Source organism: Fictibacillus norfolkensis, from assembly GCF_014836645.1.
Classification (GTDB): Bacteria; Bacillota; Bacilli; order Bacillales; family Fictibacillaceae; genus Fictibacillus; species Fictibacillus norfolkensis.
In genome coordinates, this window is the sequence record NZ_JACSQM010000011.1 from 15,174 (window position 1) to 33,519 (window position 18,346).

The 18,346-nt window shown below is 36.6% G+C and carries 10 protein-coding genes and 1 pseudogene; all 11 read left to right on the forward strand.

What is annotated here, in order from left to right; all coding sequences use genetic code 11:
• Positions 1-2: 2 nt before the first annotated feature.
• The gene (locus H9648_RS17970) at positions 3-1,250 is read left to right on the forward strand and encodes a TnsD family Tn7-like transposition protein (protein ID WP_191755174.1); all 1,248 of its coding nucleotides are present in this window, start codon (positions 3-5) and stop codon (positions 1,248-1,250) included.
• A 47-nt stretch (positions 1,251-1,297) separates the two neighbouring features.
• Positions 1,298-3,169, forward strand: coding sequence for a TnsD family Tn7-like transposition protein (locus tag H9648_RS17975; RefSeq protein WP_191755175.1), 1,872 nt, complete (start codon positions 1,298-1,300; stop codon positions 3,167-3,169).
• A gap of 310 nt (positions 3,170-3,479) precedes the next feature.
• A complete protein-coding gene (locus tag H9648_RS17980) occupies positions 3,480-7,307 on the forward strand; it encodes a hypothetical protein (RefSeq protein ID WP_191755176.1) in 3,828 nt (1,275 codons plus the stop codon).
• Positions 7,308-7,446: 139 nt separating this feature from the next.
• The gene (locus H9648_RS17985) at positions 7,447-10,212 is read left to right on the forward strand and encodes a class I SAM-dependent DNA methyltransferase (RefSeq protein WP_191755177.1); all 2,766 of its coding nucleotides are present in this window, start codon (positions 7,447-7,449) and stop codon (positions 10,210-10,212) included.
• Entirely contained in the window at positions 10,213-12,282 is a 2,070-nt protein-coding gene (locus H9648_RS17990; RefSeq protein WP_191755178.1) for a DEAD/DEAH box helicase, read from the forward strand.
• Between the two features lie 15 nt (positions 12,283-12,297).
• On the forward strand, positions 12,298-13,482 hold the full coding sequence (locus H9648_RS17995; RefSeq protein ID WP_191755179.1) for a GIY-YIG nuclease family protein: 1,185 nt from the start codon (positions 12,298-12,300) through the stop codon (positions 13,480-13,482).
• Positions 13,483-14,244: 762 nt separating this feature from the next.
• Positions 14,245-15,351, forward strand: coding sequence for a DUF3800 domain-containing protein (locus H9648_RS18000; protein WP_191755180.1), 1,107 nt, complete (start codon positions 14,245-14,247; stop codon positions 15,349-15,351).
• A gap of 46 nt (positions 15,352-15,397) precedes the next feature.
• A pseudogene (locus tag H9648_RS18005) lies at positions 15,398-15,559 on the forward strand (hypothetical protein); the annotation flags it as partial.
• 327 nt (positions 15,560-15,886) lie between these two features.
• A complete protein-coding gene (locus tag H9648_RS18010) occupies positions 15,887-16,030 on the forward strand; it encodes a hypothetical protein (RefSeq protein ID WP_191755181.1) in 144 nt (47 codons plus the stop codon).
• A gap of 298 nt (positions 16,031-16,328) precedes the next feature.
• Positions 16,329-16,997: a hypothetical protein gene (locus H9648_RS18015; protein WP_191755182.1), complete on the forward strand. Its 669-nt coding sequence runs from the start codon at positions 16,329-16,331 to the stop codon at positions 16,995-16,997.
• A gap of 43 nt (positions 16,998-17,040) precedes the next feature.
• Positions 17,041-17,658 (forward strand): hypothetical protein, encoded by a 618-nt coding sequence (locus tag H9648_RS18020; RefSeq protein WP_191755183.1) that lies wholly within the window; start codon positions 17,041-17,043, stop codon positions 17,656-17,658.
• The last annotated feature ends 688 nt before the right edge of the window (positions 17,659-18,346 follow it).

Sequence of the window (18,346 nt, forward strand, 5' to 3'; positions counted from 1 at the left end):
TTATGGGATTATGGAAAAAAAACTTTATTCAATATAAAGGGAGAATTTTAAAAAAGGAGTTGATTTCGTCAATTATTTCCGAGTATGGTAACCTGCAATTAGAAGCGATTTCAGTAAATCCCGAACAAATTAAACATAAATCGTATTTGCCCCGTGTACTAAGTAAGGAAAAGGAACTTAACCGTAATATTATTTTTTATTGTTTATTAATTCTTTATTTATTTCGTTCACAAGAAAATTTCTTGAAATACAATATTAATATTGCAAACCCAATACCTTTCGGGAAAGGGCCTTGGAAATGCTTTAATAAAATATGTGATGGATTTAATGATTATACGATAAGTAAAAATAAACGCAGGTCTAAAATCTCCGGTGGTATAGTAGTATCAGCAGAATTTGAATGTCCCCTTTGTGAACAAATTTATGTGAAAAGATGGCATCCCAATAAGGATAATAAGGAAAAAGTAATGATTAAAACAATGGGAAGGAAGTGGATTAATCGAGCGTTGCAATTATATCTAAATGGGGATTCTTCATATGAAATAGCCAAAAAACTAGAGTGTTCAGAATTTGGGGTAAGAAATAACTTGAAAAGAATTGTTGGGAATTCCAATATTTTGAATGGAAAAAATAAATATGCTGCAATGCAAATTATTCAAGCGCATTTAGAATCTTCTAGTACTAATGAGTCAGATTATAAAAAAGAAGAATTTCGTAATATGATTATTAACATCCTTAATTCTTGTGAATATATAAGTAGATTTAACTTGAGAAAAAAAGTTCCATATGTTTACCAATGGCTGAGAATGAATGATTTAGAATGGTTAGAATCAGCCTTGCCCCCAAAAGAAACTAATAAAAAAGTACGTGAAAACTTAAAACTCTTTGATGAGCAATTAACAATAAAAATTCAAGAAGTTAGTAAGGAATTATATAAGACTTGCCCACGACAGATTAAAAAAACAACGATCCTAAATAAACTTTCTAAGCTAGAAATGTACCGACTAAACAACTCTAATCCTATACGTCTTCCATTAAGTACAGAAATGTTAAATGTAAACATTGAAACAATGAATGAATATCTCATTAGGAGGTTACCTTTTGTTATTGCTAGCTTGTTAAAAAAAGGGCGAAAGAATATAACACTGAAAAGCTTAGAGAATTATTCTACTAACTATAGTAATTGTAATCCTGAAACACAAAAGAAAATTAAAAATTATTTATTAGAAAGGGGTTTTTCAGAATGGTAATAAAATAAAATGTAAATAATGGATGGAAAAAGAATGGAGAAGTAGTTATGATTTTCTTTCCTAACCTATACAAAGATGAATTGCTATTTAGTGCATTAGCAAGATATTTTAAATATTCTGGTGATGAAAACAAAAAAGACTTTATGTTGGAAATTTTTAATTCGTCTTCAACTTGCGCATCAACCATATTTCCTACAAATCTAAAGAATCTATGTGAAAAACTCCCATCCCCCAATGCATATTCTACTGATTACATTATAAACAACCATACCCTGCTTCCTTACTATTCCCCTTTTTTAGCCAATGATCGTGCAAGTAAACTCAGAGAAACTATGAAAAACGAAGACGGAAAAAATATATTTATGAAATCTGGGAGAACTGCAAGTACTGTTAAAAATGAAAAAAAACTAAAGTATTGTCTATCTTGTGTTGATGAAGAAAAACAAACCAAAGGTGAATGCTACTGGCATAGAAGCCATCAGATAGAGGGTGTTAAAGTTTGCCCTATTCATAAAACCTGGCTTGTTGAGTCATTAATACCATTTACTGAAAGAAAGCATAAGCATGAGTTTATATCTTTAGAAGATAGCATAAGGGAAGCTGATTTAAGCAGTATAGATATCAACCTTAAGACAGAGTTTAAGCATTTTTTATATGTAGCCGAACAAACGGAGCACTTGCTTAACCGGAGTTTTAAGCCACTTGGTTTGGAGAACTTAAAAAACTTTTACACATCTAAACTGAATAAACGACAATTAGTAACTTTAGGAGGTAGAATTCGATGGGAGAAGTTGATTCCCAAATTTAATGCTTATTATGGAAAACAGTTGTTAGAAACTCTAGACAGTTATATTTATCCTAATAAAAGTGATACATGGATACATAAGTTACTTAGAAAGCCTCGGGTAAGTTGTCATCCCTTAAGACATATTTTGTTTTTAGGATTTCTAGGAGAAACTATCGCATCAATGGTTATTCAAATCGATACCAAATCATATAAACCTTTTGGAGATGGACCGTGGATTTGCCTAAATAAAGCTGCAGACCATTTTCATCAACCTATCGTAACTTCATGTGTAATCACAAGAGATTATAAATCTGGTCATCCTATTGGCACCTTTTCGTGTTCGTGTGGATTTGTTTTCTCTAGAAGAGGACCAGATAAAACATTTAATGACCAGTACAAAATCGGTAGGAAAAAGGAGTTTGGGATTGTATGGGAAGATAAGTTAGTAGAGTTAGCATTAAAGGGATTATCCTTACGAAAAATGGCTGATTTACTTGGGGTGGATCCTATGACTATAAAGAAGAAGTTAACCATAAAAGTGGAGCATAAACAGAGCAATAATTCTTTTGAAAAAGAAAAAGAAGAGAAAAAGCAAAATTACAGGAATCAATGGATTAAAATGATGATAATTAATGAAGAGGAAACCATTAAAGATATACGTTTACAAAACCAGAAGGTCTATATGTGGTTGTATCGAAATGATAAAGAATGGCTTAAAATAAATTCTCCTACTATCCAAAAAGGTAATAGAAATAACTCGGTATTAAAAGTAAATTGGAAAAAAAGAGATGCAGATATGGTAGCGAGGGTGGAATCTATTGTAAGTAACATCCTAAAAGAAAAAAAACCTTTAATTAAAGTAACAAAAAATGAAATTGGTAGGAGATTAGGGATATTGTCGTCACTTTATAAAAATTGCTATAACCTTCCTATGACATTAAAAGTGGTTAATCAAAGTTTAGAAACTACTGAACAATTTCAAGAAAGAAGAATAAGAAATGTTGTGCGGGAAATGAGAAAAACAAATCCTTCAATCAAAGAATGGCAAGTGATTAGAGCAACAGGACTGAAAAAAAAGAATGCAGTAAAACTAAAGCGTGTAATTATTAGAGAAATATATGGTATGAATTAATAGTAGAGGAGCTTGGTATTATTATAGAAATAAGCGTTAAGGAGAAAATTATAGGAAATTATTGTTGGGTTTAGCTCGTCGAATAAATATAAAGAGTATTGAATCGAAAACAAGAAAGTACCTTAATTCTATATGAATCTAGGTACTTTTTTATTTTAGTATGTTGTAAGATCTCATCAGTATGCACAAAACTTTATTAGGTGACAACGTTTAATTTTCCTAGTTCTTCCTTCGTTATGGAAATTAAATTACAATAAAAACAAAACTATCACACTATATACAAAAAAAATTCTATTTAAGGGGGTATAAAATGTTAGAAAGTATAGCATTAAGTATTGCAACAGGTATTTTTACAAATCTTAGTTATGATGCTCTATTTAAGAACGATGAATTACTTATAGGAAAAGTCCAAGAGGCTTATGATAAAGCAAAAACCAAATTTTATAAAAAATACGGCGATCAGTTTGGAAATGAATTGAATAGTTTTTTAGAACGTCAAAAAAATATAGATACCGTAGTTAAATCTCTTTTTTATAGCACTGACAATATTAATGTTGATGATATTGATTTTAGAAGTTTTGATGGATATGATAATCCAACAAAAGAAGCGGTTATTGATTTTATCAATATACTAAATGTGGAAATGCACCAGGATTATTATTTAGATAAAATACTATCAGATAAAGCTTTTATACAGGAAACAAAAAAAGGACATCAAGAAATTAAACAAAAAATTGATCTGAACAATTTAAATCTAAGATCTTATTTTGCTGAAACATTAAACAAAACGTTAAACAAATTCAAGGATGCTATTGGCTTCGATATTGCATTGAGTAATCAAACGTTAAATATGGGAAGTATGGAACCACCACAAATCGTAATAAACGGTGTGGACAGGTATAGAACTATTGATTCTTTGATAAAAGATATGGATGATAAAACTTGGTTTCACATAAAAGGCGAGGTTGGATCTGGAAAGACCCAATTGTTATTGCACCTATCCAAAAGGTTTAAGGGTACTGTTTGGATTAGTTTAAAAGAGCTTACCCAGGAACAAGCAATCCCAATAATTAATACTTCATTAGCTACTTATACAAATGTTAAACCGAACTACATCAATGACACATGGTATGAAAAATCAATAGCCAAAATGGATTGTAACGACATAATTATAATTGATGATTTGCCTAACTTTACAACGAAAAGCACACTTAGTAATTTGTTCATCAGAATAGCAAAATTATGTAAAAAAAATAAGGTTAAACTTGTAACAGCTGGAGCTTATGAAATAGGCCAAAAAATGAAACAACAGTTAGGACCAAGTCTAATTAAATCTGAAAGGATACCACCTTTTAATAACGAGGAAATTCAAGAATTGTTACACCTAAAAGGTGCACCTAATCAAAATCTAGACAAATTAGCTACTTGGATAGCTGTACTTTCAAAGAATAACCCTATGATTGTAAGTGCAATTGCAGAATATTTGTCCATGGAAAATTGGAAAGTGGATCTCGATGTTTTTCATAATTTACAGCAGGGGTTTTATTTAGATGAATTAATAACTGAAATTCAAAATCTATTAATAGAAAATATTAATGATCATGAAGCGAAGCAATTACTATATCGTTTAACATTAATTAATGATAAATTTAATAACCAATATCTACAAGAAATTTCAAAAGTTGAACCTGTGATAAATTCCCCCTTTGAAAAATTTAATAAACTCTTGGGTTATTGGATTACAAAAGATAATAAAAACTATACCGTTTCTCCCTTGGTTACTAAAATTGGAGAACTAAATGTAAGTGAAAATGTCAAAATGGAAGTTCATAGAATTATTGCTAAATTAATAGCAGCTAACAAATCGCTCAATCCGCTGGAAGTTATAAAGTTGATTACACATTTATTGAATGCAAAAGATTATAATAACGCTGTTGTTGTCTTACTCAATGCATTAGTTAGGATGGAAGAATTAGAAATTGACAAAGATCCATGGGGAATAACGTTAATATGGAAAAATACTTCTTTACCAAATGAAATTGATTATAACTTAAAAGTTCTGCTTAGGGTAAAACAAGTAATGGTGAATAGAAATTTAGGAGAAAATGTTGATTATCTCTTTAACGAATTAGAGAATTTACTTTTTCATACGGTATATCAGGAAGAGAACAGCATGACAAGAACATTTGCATGCTTTTTACTTGCTATTCATTTTTTAAAATTAGATAGGATACAATCAATTAAGTATATGAAAGAAGCATTAACAACGTATGATAATAGGTTATATGAATTAACAGGTGTAGATATTGTTCCTGAAGAAATGATCTGGCTTCTTTCTCATTCATTAAATAGTGCTATTGAGATAGATGCATGGATTGATATGCTTAATTCTTTAACGCATGACCAAGTTAAAAGGGCCATAAAAAGTGAACTTACTCATGATTGTTGTTTAGCAATTGCAAATCGGATCTGGTTAAATGAGCATAACAAAAAGAAAGAGGAAAGAAACTGGGATGAAGTAATTAACCATTTTAATATATTGGAGCAAGTATCAGAAGAGAAGAACTTTCAATTATTAAAAGTGTGTATAGCAAGAGCAAGAATAGTTGTGTTAGCTGAGTATTTAGACAAAATAGATGATGCAGAGCAGCTAGCTCATGCTTTTCTGTCTGGGTATAACCTTTCAAATGCAGAAAAGTTCTTAATTCATTCAATAATAGGTAAACAGTTTGTATTCAAGAATTACTTTGAAAAAGCATTACATTATTTCGAGGAAGTCTTAACTATTAATACTGAATATTATCCACTTGAACGTATAGATGCATTATTGGAAATGTCCAAATGCGTTGGATTAAAGGATAGTAGAAGAGCGAATAAACTCTTAGAAAAAGCAATAGTAATTGCTGAAAAAACAAACCATATCATAGACTCGCAAAAAGCAAAGATATATGGCGAATATTCTATGAGCCTTTGGATGGAGGGGAAAATAAAAGAAGCGTTTGAACCTTTACAAAGTGCGGCTGAAATTTTATTAAATAGTGATAATAGAGACGCATCTTGGAAGTGCGTTATGACCGTGTTAGGACATGTCACTGGTTATTATTCCTCGATGGTAAGTAATGGGGAGGTTACAAAAGGAGTCTCAGACGAAGGGGTTTATACAGAGCCTTATAGAGGAATGTTTTTATCGGAAAATAAGCAACTAGAAGCAATTTTTAATCAAGGGAAAGATGTCCATTTAGCGACTCTACTTTTCTTTTATGCAGATAATATAAAACATTATAAACATGCAAGAAAATGGCTGTATAAAGGCTATGAGATGATAAAAGAGTCTCGTGTGAAGAATAGTATTTCTGCAGTTCACTTGTGCTACCTATCACCTTATCTAATACTTGAAGATAACGTATTTGAAGCAATAGATGTAGCATTTGAAGCACATATGCTTCTTCGGGCAAGTTTTTTAAAAGAAAAAAATAGCCTAAATTATTTAGTTGAAGATATCAATGAAGAAAAGATTTTAGGAACCAATGAAGATGAAAAAAATATCGCTTACTTGACCGCGGTAGAAAGTAGCATTGTACCAATCATGCTTTATGTTTGTAAGCAAGTTATGCGTGATCCAATTAAAGCAAAATCATTAGTAAATGAAGTTGTCAAAGCTACAGAAAAGTATAGTAATAATAAAAAATATTCTCAACTATGGAGAGGTATAGCGGATTTATTTAATTTGATTATTGCAACTTCAAGTAATCCGATGGAAATAATGGCTCGTTTCTCAAATGTTGATGAACAATATGATACAATTTTAAAAGGAATATCCTATATAACAGTTGCTTTCCATTGTACACCTGAACAGGCACTAGATTTACACTTTAAATCAATTTTGTGGATTGAACAAGCATTTAAAAGAAATTCCATTGCAAAAGAAAAGATAATTAACAATTACTATAAAGAGTATTGGATACAGAGGTATGTAAAAGATAGAGAATGTTTTTCTAATACTAATATAATTGATGAGGAATTTAAAGAGTTACTTCAGAACGAGGAAACAACTTTTAAAGAGATTCTCCTTGTGATTAATAAGGGGTTCAATCTTGAAATAGCACCAGAGGTACTAACCTATTTAAAAGATAAATAATTGTACGCTATGTGATTGAAAATTAAATAAATCATATTTTTAATAGTTGGTTATTGCTGGATTGGAGTTTACTTCGCCGCAAAGAAGTGAATGTGTCTTCATGCCGGCTACAGAATCTAAAGCGGGGGGGAACATGTAAATGAATCCAGTTGAAATCGAAGCAGCAGTCTCAGATTTGGCGATTCAACCTTTTGACAAGGTGGATTTTCCGTTCGCCTTCTTGAAAGCATTTGGGAACAAGGAGACGACAATTAAGCGTCTACGGTCTGGCGAATCAAATAAGTCTGACCTGGGGGGGATTTTACAGACGAACAACATCCATATCGTGGTAGCAAAAACTGGCGAAGTTACTAATACACTTGTTGCTCTAAAAGAAAGCAGAGCAACGTCTAGGGCGAAGGCGCGCTATATACTCGCTACTGACGGAGTAGACTTTGAAGCCGAAGAGCTGGAGTCCGGCGAAAAGATTGTCTGTGAATATCACGATTTCCCAGATCATTTTGGTTTTTTCTTGCCGCTTGCCGGGATTACTACAGTCAAGCAGGTTCGCGATAGTTCTTTTGACATAAGAGCCACGAGCCGGTTAAATCGACTCTATGTCGAGTTGTTAAAAGGCAATCCGCAATGGGGTACAGCAGAAAGACGTCACGAGATGAACCATTTCATGTCGCGGCTGATCTTCTGTTTTTTTGCCGAGGACACTGGAATTTTCAGAGAGCCGGGTCTGTTTTCCGACACTATCGAGAAGATGAGTACCCGCGATGCCTCAAACATGCATGAAGTTATTAGTGAAATCTTCCGCGCTATGAATACGAAGATTTTTGATCGTAAAAATGCAGAATTACCACGCTGGGCTGATGCGTTCCCTTATGTGAATGGAGGACTCTTCTCGGGTAGTATAGATGTTCCAATATTCAGCAAGATAGCGCGTTCCTACCTGATGCACATCGGTAATTTGGACTGGACTAAGATAAATCCCGACATCTTTGGTTCCATGATTCAGGCTGTGGCGGATGATGAGGAACGTGGTGCTCTCGGTATGCACTACACGAGCGTGCCGAATATCCTAAAAGTATTAAATCCACTATTCTTGGATGATTTAAGAGCGCAGCTTGATGCAGCGGGTGACAATCCTCGTATGTTGCTCAACCTGCGCAAGCGCTTATCTAGGATAAGGGTTTTTGATCCTGCGTGTGGCTCAGGCAATTTTCTCGTCATCGCATACAAGCAGATGCGAGAGATTGAAAACATCATTAACGAGCGACGAGGTGAAGATGGGCTTAAGAGTGACATACCACTGACCAATTTTCGCGGCATTGAACTACGTCACTTCTCGGCCGAAATTGCACGCCTTGCCCTCATTATTGCAGAGTTTCAGTGTGACGTGCTTTATCGTGGAATGACACTAGCTCTATCCGAATTTTTGCCACTCTCAACTGACAACTGGATTACCTGCGGTAATGCCTTGCGAATGGACTGGCTTAGTATCTGTCCACCAACTGGAACAGATGTGAAGCTCCTCGCTGATGACCTGTTTCACACGCCGCTTGACCAGGCGGAGGTCGACTTTGATAACGAGGGAGGAGAGACTTATATTTGTGGGAATCCACCTTATAAGGGCGCACGCGAGCAATTACCAGAACAAAAAGAGGATTTAAAACACATATTTGACAACCGTGTAAGAGGTTGGAAGTCACTTGATTATGTTACCGGTTGGCTCATGAAGGCAGCGGACTACGGAACGCAAACCAATGCTGTCAGTGCATTTGTAACTACTAATTCTATATGTCAGGGCCAGCATGTGCCGATTCTCTGGCCTCTTATTCTCGAAACAGGACACGAAATAGTTTTTGCTCACACGAGCTTCAAATGGACAAATCTTGCTAGCCATAATGCGGGAGTCACTGTTGTAGTCATAGGTATTTCAAACCACCCCTCAAAGACGCGGAAATTGTTTTCAATTTCAGAAGGAAATGATGCGATTGTAAAAGAGGTAGAAAACATCAATCCATACTTGGTTGCTGGCCGAAATATAATAGTGTACAAGCTATCTAGCCCGATTTCAAATATAGCTGATATGAACTATGGGAATTATCCTGGGGATGGGAATCATTTGACTCTTAGCTCGTTAGAAGCATCCAAACTTATCGCTCAGCGACCCGATCTCAAGGCTATTATTCGGCCAATTTTTGGAGCGCAGGAATTTATCAAAGGTTTGAGTAGATTCTGTCTTTGGATTGACGATGATATGTTGGATTTAGCCATAAGTGAGCCTATGGTCGCTAACCGAGTTGAAGCCGTACGAAACACTCGATTGAAAAGCAGAGATACTTCTTTGAACAAGCTCGCGATACGTTCGCATCAATATAGGGATCGGAATGTCGCAAAAGACCATTTGATTTTAGTGCCAACTGTATCGTCTGAGCGGAGGGAATATATTCCGACCGACATAAAGAGATCTGAGGCAGTTACGACAAACCAAGCATTCGCCCTCTACGATGCGCCTTTATGGAACATGGCGTTGATTACTTCCCGTCTCCACTGGGTGTGGATTGCAACAATCTGTGGCAAGCATGAAACCCGTTTCCGTTATTCAAACACACTTGGATGGAATACCTTTCCTGTTCCAACGCTAACCGAGAAAAACAAGGCAGATCTTACGCGTTGTGCCGAGGGCATTTTATTGGCACGCGAGGCGCACTTTCCGGCGACTATTGCAGAACTCTATGAAAACATGCCTGCTGAACTACGTGAGGCACACGAGCGTAACGATGAAGTGTTAGAGCGTATCTATATCGGCCGTCGTTTTCACAACGATACCGAACGGATGGAAAAGTTGTTCCAGATTTACACCAAAATGACACTACAACAAAACCTATCAAGTAAGGGAAAGGGAGGTAAATAAATGAATAAAGGGAATAAATTGATCCCTTCCGTTTCAGTAACCTACACCCGTAACGGAAGTTCGACCAAGGCCAATGAGCTTGGTATGCGACAGATGCAGGAACGCGCATATGAGCGACGCGGTGAGAAGTATCTACTTATCAAGTCACCTCCTGCATCCGGCAAAAGTCGGGCGCTAATGTTCATCGCCCTTGACAAACTTCAGAATCAAGGGGTAAAGCAGGCGATTATTGTAGTGCCGGAAAAGTCAATCGGTTCGAGCTTCAACGACGAATCGTTAAGCCAATTTGGCTTTTGGGCAGATTGGAGTGTAGAGCCTAAATGGAACCTATGTAATGCGCCTGGCGGGGATAATGGCGGAAAGGTTAATTCGGTTGGCGCGTTCCTCAAAAGCGACGATAAGGTTTTGGTCTGTACCCACGCTACCTTCCGGTTTGCTGTTGATAAATTTGGGGTGGAAGCGTTCGATGACAGGCTGATTGCGGTCGACGAGTTCCACCACGTTTCGTCCAACCCGGACAATAAACTAGGTATACATTTAGGGCAGTTCATCACCCGTGATCGTGTACATATCGTCGCGATGACCGGTTCTTACTTCCGAGGCGATGCTGAGGCAGTGCTAGCTCCGCAGGATGAGTCAAAGTTCGATACTGTCACATATACCTATTACGAGCAACTCAATGGCTACGATTATTTGAAACAGCTCGATATTGGATACTTCTTCTACTCCGGTTCATACACCGATGACATACTCAAGGTGCTCGATCCGGTCGAAAAAACCATCATCCATATTCCAAATGTAAATTCCCGCGAGAGCACGAAGGACAAGATTCGAGAGGTCGAACACATCATTGAAGAACTTGGCGAATGGCAAGGGACCGATCCAGCTACCGGTTTCCAGTTAATCAAAACGCCAGGTGGTCGAATACTCCGTATAGCCGACCTTGTGGATGATGACCCAGCTAAGCGGGACCGGGTGTCTGCGGCGCTGAAAGACCCTGCCCATAAAAACAACCGCGAGCATGTTGATATCATTATCGCCCTCGGAATGGCGAAGGAAGGTTTTGACTGGATTTGGTGTGAGCATGCACTGACGGTTGGCTATAGATCCAGTCTCACCGAAATCGTGCAAATTATCGGTCGCGCGACCCGCGACGCACCAGGCAAAACCCGTGCACGCTTCACTAACCTGATTGCCGAACTAGACGCCTCTGAGCAGGCAGTGACCGAGGCCGTGAACGATACATTGAAGGCAATTGCTGCCAGCTTGCTGATGGAACAGGTGCTTGCTCCTCGTTTAGAGTTTAAGCCTAAGAATCCAGCGAGTGGTCCTGTGCAAGGTTTCGATTATGGGGACGGCGGTTATGATACAGGAAAGTGTAATGTAGGTTTCAACCATGAAACGGGGCAGTTGCAGATCGAGATAAAGGGTCTCTCTGAGCCCAAAAGCGAGGAGGCCGTGCGTATTTGTAGAGAGGACCTGAACGAAGTGATCGCGACATTTGTTCAGGACAAGACCACCATCGAACGTGGCTTGTTTGACTATGAAATGGTGCCGGAAGAGTTGACTCAGGTTCGTATGGGTAAGATTATTAAGGAAAGGTATCCTGAGCTCGACATAGAGGACCAGGAATCGGTACGTCAGCACGCCATCGCTGCCCTCAACCTAACACAACAGGCCAAACGAACTACGCTTGGGGGCGATGGGGACAATAGTAAACCGGGTGCCAACACTGCACTAATCGATGGATTGCGCAAATTTGTGATGGATGTTCGTGAACTAGACATCGATCTCATCGACCGCATCAATCCTTTCAGCGAGGCCTATGCAATTCTTGCGAAAGCAATAAGTGAGGACAGTCTTAAACAGGTTGCTGCTGCAATTGCGGCTAAGCGTGTAAGCATTCCCTACGAAGAGGCAAGAGCGTTAGCTGAACGAGCTTTGCAATTTAAGAAGGAACGCGGTCGACTGCCTGACATAAATGCGCAAGATCCGTGGGAAAAGCGCATGGCTGAAGGTGTCGCAACCTTGAAACGCTATCGCGAGCAGCAAAAGGCTACAGAAAGGTAGTGGAGGTGAAAAAAATTGCCTAAGCTTTCTGATGATGAACTACTGAATGCGCTTGGTGTGGAGCAGGAGATAGCAAAGAAAAGCTCTTACTCGCCACGTGAGGAACGTATTATCACTGGGTTTGAGGAAATCCAGCGATTTGTCGAGCGTTATGGCCGTACTCCACAGCAGGGTGAAGATAGTGACGTTTTTGAGAGGCTCTTCGCTGTGCGGCTTGGTCGCATACTTGAGCAGGAGGAATGCCAGGTTCTTCTTGCGTCACTCGATTACCAAGGCATACTGAATAAAGCAGTAATTGACCATGTCGACCCATTGAAATCGTTGGATGACGATGACTTGCTTGCCGAACTTGTAGGCAACGCTGGTCATTCCAGCATTACAGAACTTCGCCATGTCCGTTCCCATGTCGAAATTCAGGCTGCAGAGGAAATCGCCAAGCGAGAGAAGTGTGAGGACTTCGATCGCTTCCGATCGTTGTTTGAGCTAACTGAACGAGAAATCAATTCTGGTATTCGGCAAACGCGGCCGTTTAGCAACGATGCAAGTGTCAATGAAGGTAATTTCTTTATTTTGGGCGGTCAACTTGTCTATGTTGCTGAGAAAGGTGATGAGTTCAAAGCACCGAATGGACATCCTGATGCGCGACTTAGAGTCATCTACTCCAACGGTACCGAAAGTAATCTCCTGCTTAGGTCTTTGCAACGTGCGTTGTACAAAGACGAGGCTGGGCGTCGTTTGACCGAGCCTGATTTGGGGCCATTGTTTAGCGAAACCTTGGATGAAGACGATGTCGAAAGTGGTACGATCTATGTCCTTCGCAGCATGTCCGATCACCCCTTTGTTGCGGAGCACCGCAAACTAATTCACAAAATCGGGGTTACAGGCGGCAAAGTTGAAACTCGAATCGCGAATGCGGCGCACGCTGCCACCTACCTGCTAGCAGATGTTGAAGTCATTGCCAGCTACAAATTAGCCGGCATCAACCGCACTAAACTGGAAAGTATATTCCACCGTATATTTGCACCAGCTCAGCTCGATCTCACCATACATGATCGCTTTGGACGTCCTGTACGGCCAAAGGAGTGGTTCCTCGTGCCACTGCATGTGATAGACGAAGCTGTGTGTCGTATTCGAGATGGTTCAATTACCAATGTAGTCTATGATCCCAAGACCGCTTGTTTGGTCAGCATTGCTCAATAGAGATGGGTAAGATGATGAAATGTGGTATGGACGATATTTTGTGTTCTGTTCAAGGTATATTATCACTCAGCGAAAACATCATTTAAATGATATTTTTTTATTGTGTATTTTACTAAGAGGGCTAATTGTAGCTCTCTTTTTTGTTTATGTACCTGGCAATTATTTCGCAAAAAGTATTCTGTGTTTAATACCTGAACTTCTTCAACTTGTCATTTACTTGGCAAAGTATACGTAGTTTCGCCCACATACATTATGACAAGCACAATGGCCGTTACCAATCATAACTTAAAAAAGAATTTTTATTTTTCTTCATATTTCATCGTGGTATTATTAGATAAAAGAAGATGGGGGAATATGGTATTTGGAAAGAAATAATTTAGCAAACATAGTATGTGGTGACTATACAATATACGAATCCATAAGGGATTTATATCAAGTTTTTTTTTCATAACGTTCAAAATATGGAAAATAGGTTATGGGAACTAGCAGGTGATGATAGTAATAATCTCACAGTGTTAGGTCCATATTATGCTAGAAACTTACTAGAGACATATTCTGTACTGCATTGATTGGTAGGATAGATCCTTTTAGACTTTTATATGTTCAAAAAGTTTCTTTATTGTGTTCCTCTAGGGTTTATTTATGGAAGGTTCTATATAAAATATATACTTTGTGGGGAGTTTTATTGAAAATATAACTCGTATTCGAATCTAATTAATCCTAATATACTTCTTGTACAATATATTGAATGGGGGAGTCGAAATGGATTATTCTCAACTATATAATTATATTGCCTCTGAAGGAGGTGTAACAAACATAGATAAAAAGTACATATTGTATTATGACGAAACTAATAATCCTCGTACTTTTAGATTGACAGATGATGGGTTTAACGTTAATGAACACGAATTCTTTATTCTAGGCGGAATTGGATTTGAATCGGATAAGTTGGTTTCTGACGATGATATTGATGAACTATTTTCTGAATTTCTATTACAAAGAAATGCAACTGAGGTTAAATTTAAGCATATTCGTCAAAATGCACAGGACTTCATATCTTTGTTTTCAAGACCGAGAGTAAATATGCTTATAGAGTGGCTATTCGAAAAAAAATATTTAATTCATTATTCTTATATTGATAATTTTTATTACACAATCGTTGATATAGTGGATTCAATGGAGGAGTCGTGGTTTGGTGGGCCAGGTTTAAATAGAGAACTCAAAGATCACTTTTATTCATTGATTAAGGAACATCAAGATTGGTTTATAAGTTTACTAATTGAATTAGATTACCCTAACGTCAAAAATCATAAAAAGTTTGTTGGGGAGATTGTTGATTGGATATGGTCTGTAAACATTGGTGATAATTTTTATCTTGAATATTTAAGGCAATCACTAAAAAACTATCGAAACCGGCAGCTGGTATTTCTGGAAGATAACGAAGATAAGGTCGCAATAAGTGATTATTCAGCTTTTTATGCTAACTTAATAGTTACTTATCCTAATGCAGACCATATTTTTGATCATGAGTTATATGTTGAAGAAATTTTGAATGCTAACCCAATACAATTATCAGGACATAAAGTAATAAACTATAAATTTGTAGATTCAAAAGATGAACGCTTAGTGCAAGTATCTGATTTAATTGTAGGTATTTTGCGTTATTGGATGGCTTTTTTGGAATCTGTTAATATTCAAAATTTAAGTGAAATATTAAAGGGGCTTTCAGAATTACAAAAAATCAAAATGAAAAAATTCCAGAAAATTTTGCTTCATTCTCTTGATATAAGTACCGGATTTAAGCACGGTGTTGGAAGCAATAAGTTTGAATTAAAGGTTAGCTTCTTTTTGGAATATGATTTTTTATAAGTTCTAATAATGATTTCAATTTGGAAGTCTTTCAGAAGATGTTTTTCGCTTCCTTACAACTCCTAATGATTTCTCACGATGGTATACTTTTGCCACAGGGGCAATGGATCTCAGACTTGATGGCAAAATTGGCTGCGAAGAGTTAACTGATCAATTCGGGAGACTATTTAAAACCGGCGGGCTTGGAAAAATGTGTCTGATGCATTAGATCCCTTTTTAAGTGGATTCATGAGGGAGATATCTTCCGCATTCCCTGCTGCTAAGTTAAAGGAACCCAAGATAGGAAAAAGAATACATAAGTCCCTAACGAATTTTGAAATGTACAACAACATTTGAGGGAAACTTGCGAGAGCTCCTTGGAAAATGCCTTGTTTGTTTTTTTATTCAACAGGTTACCGGATAGGGTTAATTGAAAATTTTAACCATTAAGACAAAAACTTCTCAGCTACCTCCGTTATTGTTCATAGAAAAGGTGACAAAGAGAGGGAGGTGTATTTTAGCACTCGTTGCTCCCTTAGGTTGGAAGAACGGGACGATGAAAAGGATTAAGAACAAAGAGAAAATCCAAATACCGGTTGAGATCGATCCTCACCACATGTTAGTTCTTCCCGATGTAACTCGAGTTCGTACCGCTGTAATTAAGTTGGTTCCGAATCGGAGGAAAAGCGGAGGCAAGTAGGATCGTATATAACATCAAAAGAATCGGGAGGCGTACCGTTGGTACGTTTTCTCGGTTCTTTTTTTGTTCGAGCATGAAGACCTTTGGTCTTATCAAACCGTTTGATTGAAGGTAAGGTAACGCCAGATTAAATAAGGAAAGAAGCGGGAAGGAAGAGCGAGAATAGGACAAGAAGCTTGGACACAAGTCCACCCTATTTTTATTTGATAATATTTTATTTTTTTACATATAACTCCATATAATTACAAATTTATTAATCTAAGGTAAAATAAAAAAGAATATAAAAAAGGAGGATTTAATGCTAAGTTTGGTAGAATTTTTTAATGAAAATAGTGGAGCGCTATCTGTAATTATAAATTTTTTATTGGTAGTAATAACTTTTGTTTACGTAATATTAACGGGTAATCTTGCTAGAACATCTAATAAAACAATTGAACAAACATTTAATGAATATAAAGAAAATAAAATAAAAGATGAAAATGTTAGGAAAAACTTAATATACCTATTAAATAGTGAGATTTATATGAACTCTTTTATTTATGTATTTTCGCAATATTATTTATTAAATGGTAATCAAGTAAAGATGGGTGAACGCTTGAAACATTTTCTTATTAGTGGCGGCACATCAATTGATGCTGTATCCAAAGGTCATATCATTTCCCATACAAAATCAAATACATGGAAAGAAATTAATGCTCAATGTGCACATTATTTACCCAATTGTTTAATGAAAGAGTTAACAGGTTATTATGCCGGTGTAGATCATTCGAAAATCTTTTCTGTAAATGGCATGTCCAAAGAAAGTTTTATTGAGGTAAGTAAAACTCAACTAATATCATCTTTTAATTGTTTTGAATTATTAAAGAATGAAGAGTCAAATTTAAAAACGGAATTTGAATTTACTATAGATAATAAAATTTTAATTGTAAACAAAGACACCGGATTGGTAATTGAAAAGCTAAATTAATATAACAATGATATTTAATAAGATATTTCTAAGGAGAATTCTAATGTGGAATTATGATAACAAGAGAAAAATGGAAAAACAAAAAGAAATAATAAATGAGATTCAAAGTGTAGTTACGAATTTTGAAAGCGAAAATGATATGATAATAGAGAAAATCATTGATTCAATCACAGTGACAGCTCCAGCATTTAAAGAAGAAGACACTGTTATGACCTATACAATTCTTTCAACCTCTATCAACAATCATTATGGAGGAGCTAACTATAGACTTGGAAATATTCAATTCAACTTAAAAAAGTTGTTTGATTCTATTTCAAATTCAGCATTAGCAATAGGGGGTGCGGTTGGTCTACCAATTTTAATACCATTTGCAGTTGTTCATGTAATAAATAATCTCTTCAATCCTTTAAAGGTAAACTTAACTATAATCGAAGGTGAAATAGTTTATACAATGCACCTTTACCAAAAACAAAATAAAATCCAATTAGATGAAATAACATTATTTAATCAAGTTAATATACAACTAAAACAACGTGAACAAAATACTATTAGTGAATACGATTTTAAGTTAAGTTTAGATAAGCTCCAAAAATTAAGAATAGTAAAAGTGGAAAATAATATTTATAAACTAAGGGATACAGTATCTTTTATGTATAAATAACAAGTTTAATAAGTAGGTGTTTTAAAGCAGTTGTAAGTGTAAGAGACACTCTTTTATCACTTTAAATAAGATAGTAACTAAATGTCAATTGGATTTCCTGTAATTGAACTGGGGTATTTTATTTTTTATTTACATAGTTTTGGTTACCAACATTATTGTACTTTTATTTTTTTGAATAATTTAAAATTCCCTGATATTATGGGATTCTTTAGTAACCCACATTAATGTCAGCGAACACTCCTGTAGCGATACGGGAGGTTTTTTTCTTTGAAAGTGGTTGCTTTCCGCTCCAGGTTGCGCGCTTTCCATGGGGCGAACGGTGAGCCTCCTGTCTAGTTGCAGTGACTAGCCCCTCGAGGTCAAAAGGTAAACGGTCAAGAAGGCAAAATGCGCCTTCCAAGCCCATTTACCTTTTGCTTGTCGGGGCTGAACGAGTCACTTCCACTTTTCGGACTGCCGCTTTGCGCCATTAGGAGTCTCCACCTGACCGCTCGTCCCATAGGAGTCGGCAACCTTACGCTACAATCAACTTGCATAAGAAGTGCAAAGAAATTCTTTAGCAATCACTTTTTAGAAAAGGCTGTGTTCGTAAACTTTGTTGCTTAAGTAGTGTTGATATCCTTTCCAGGCTGCTCTCTTCCCACTGGACAGGAGGAGAGCGACATTCGGACGTTTCCATTTCTTTGAC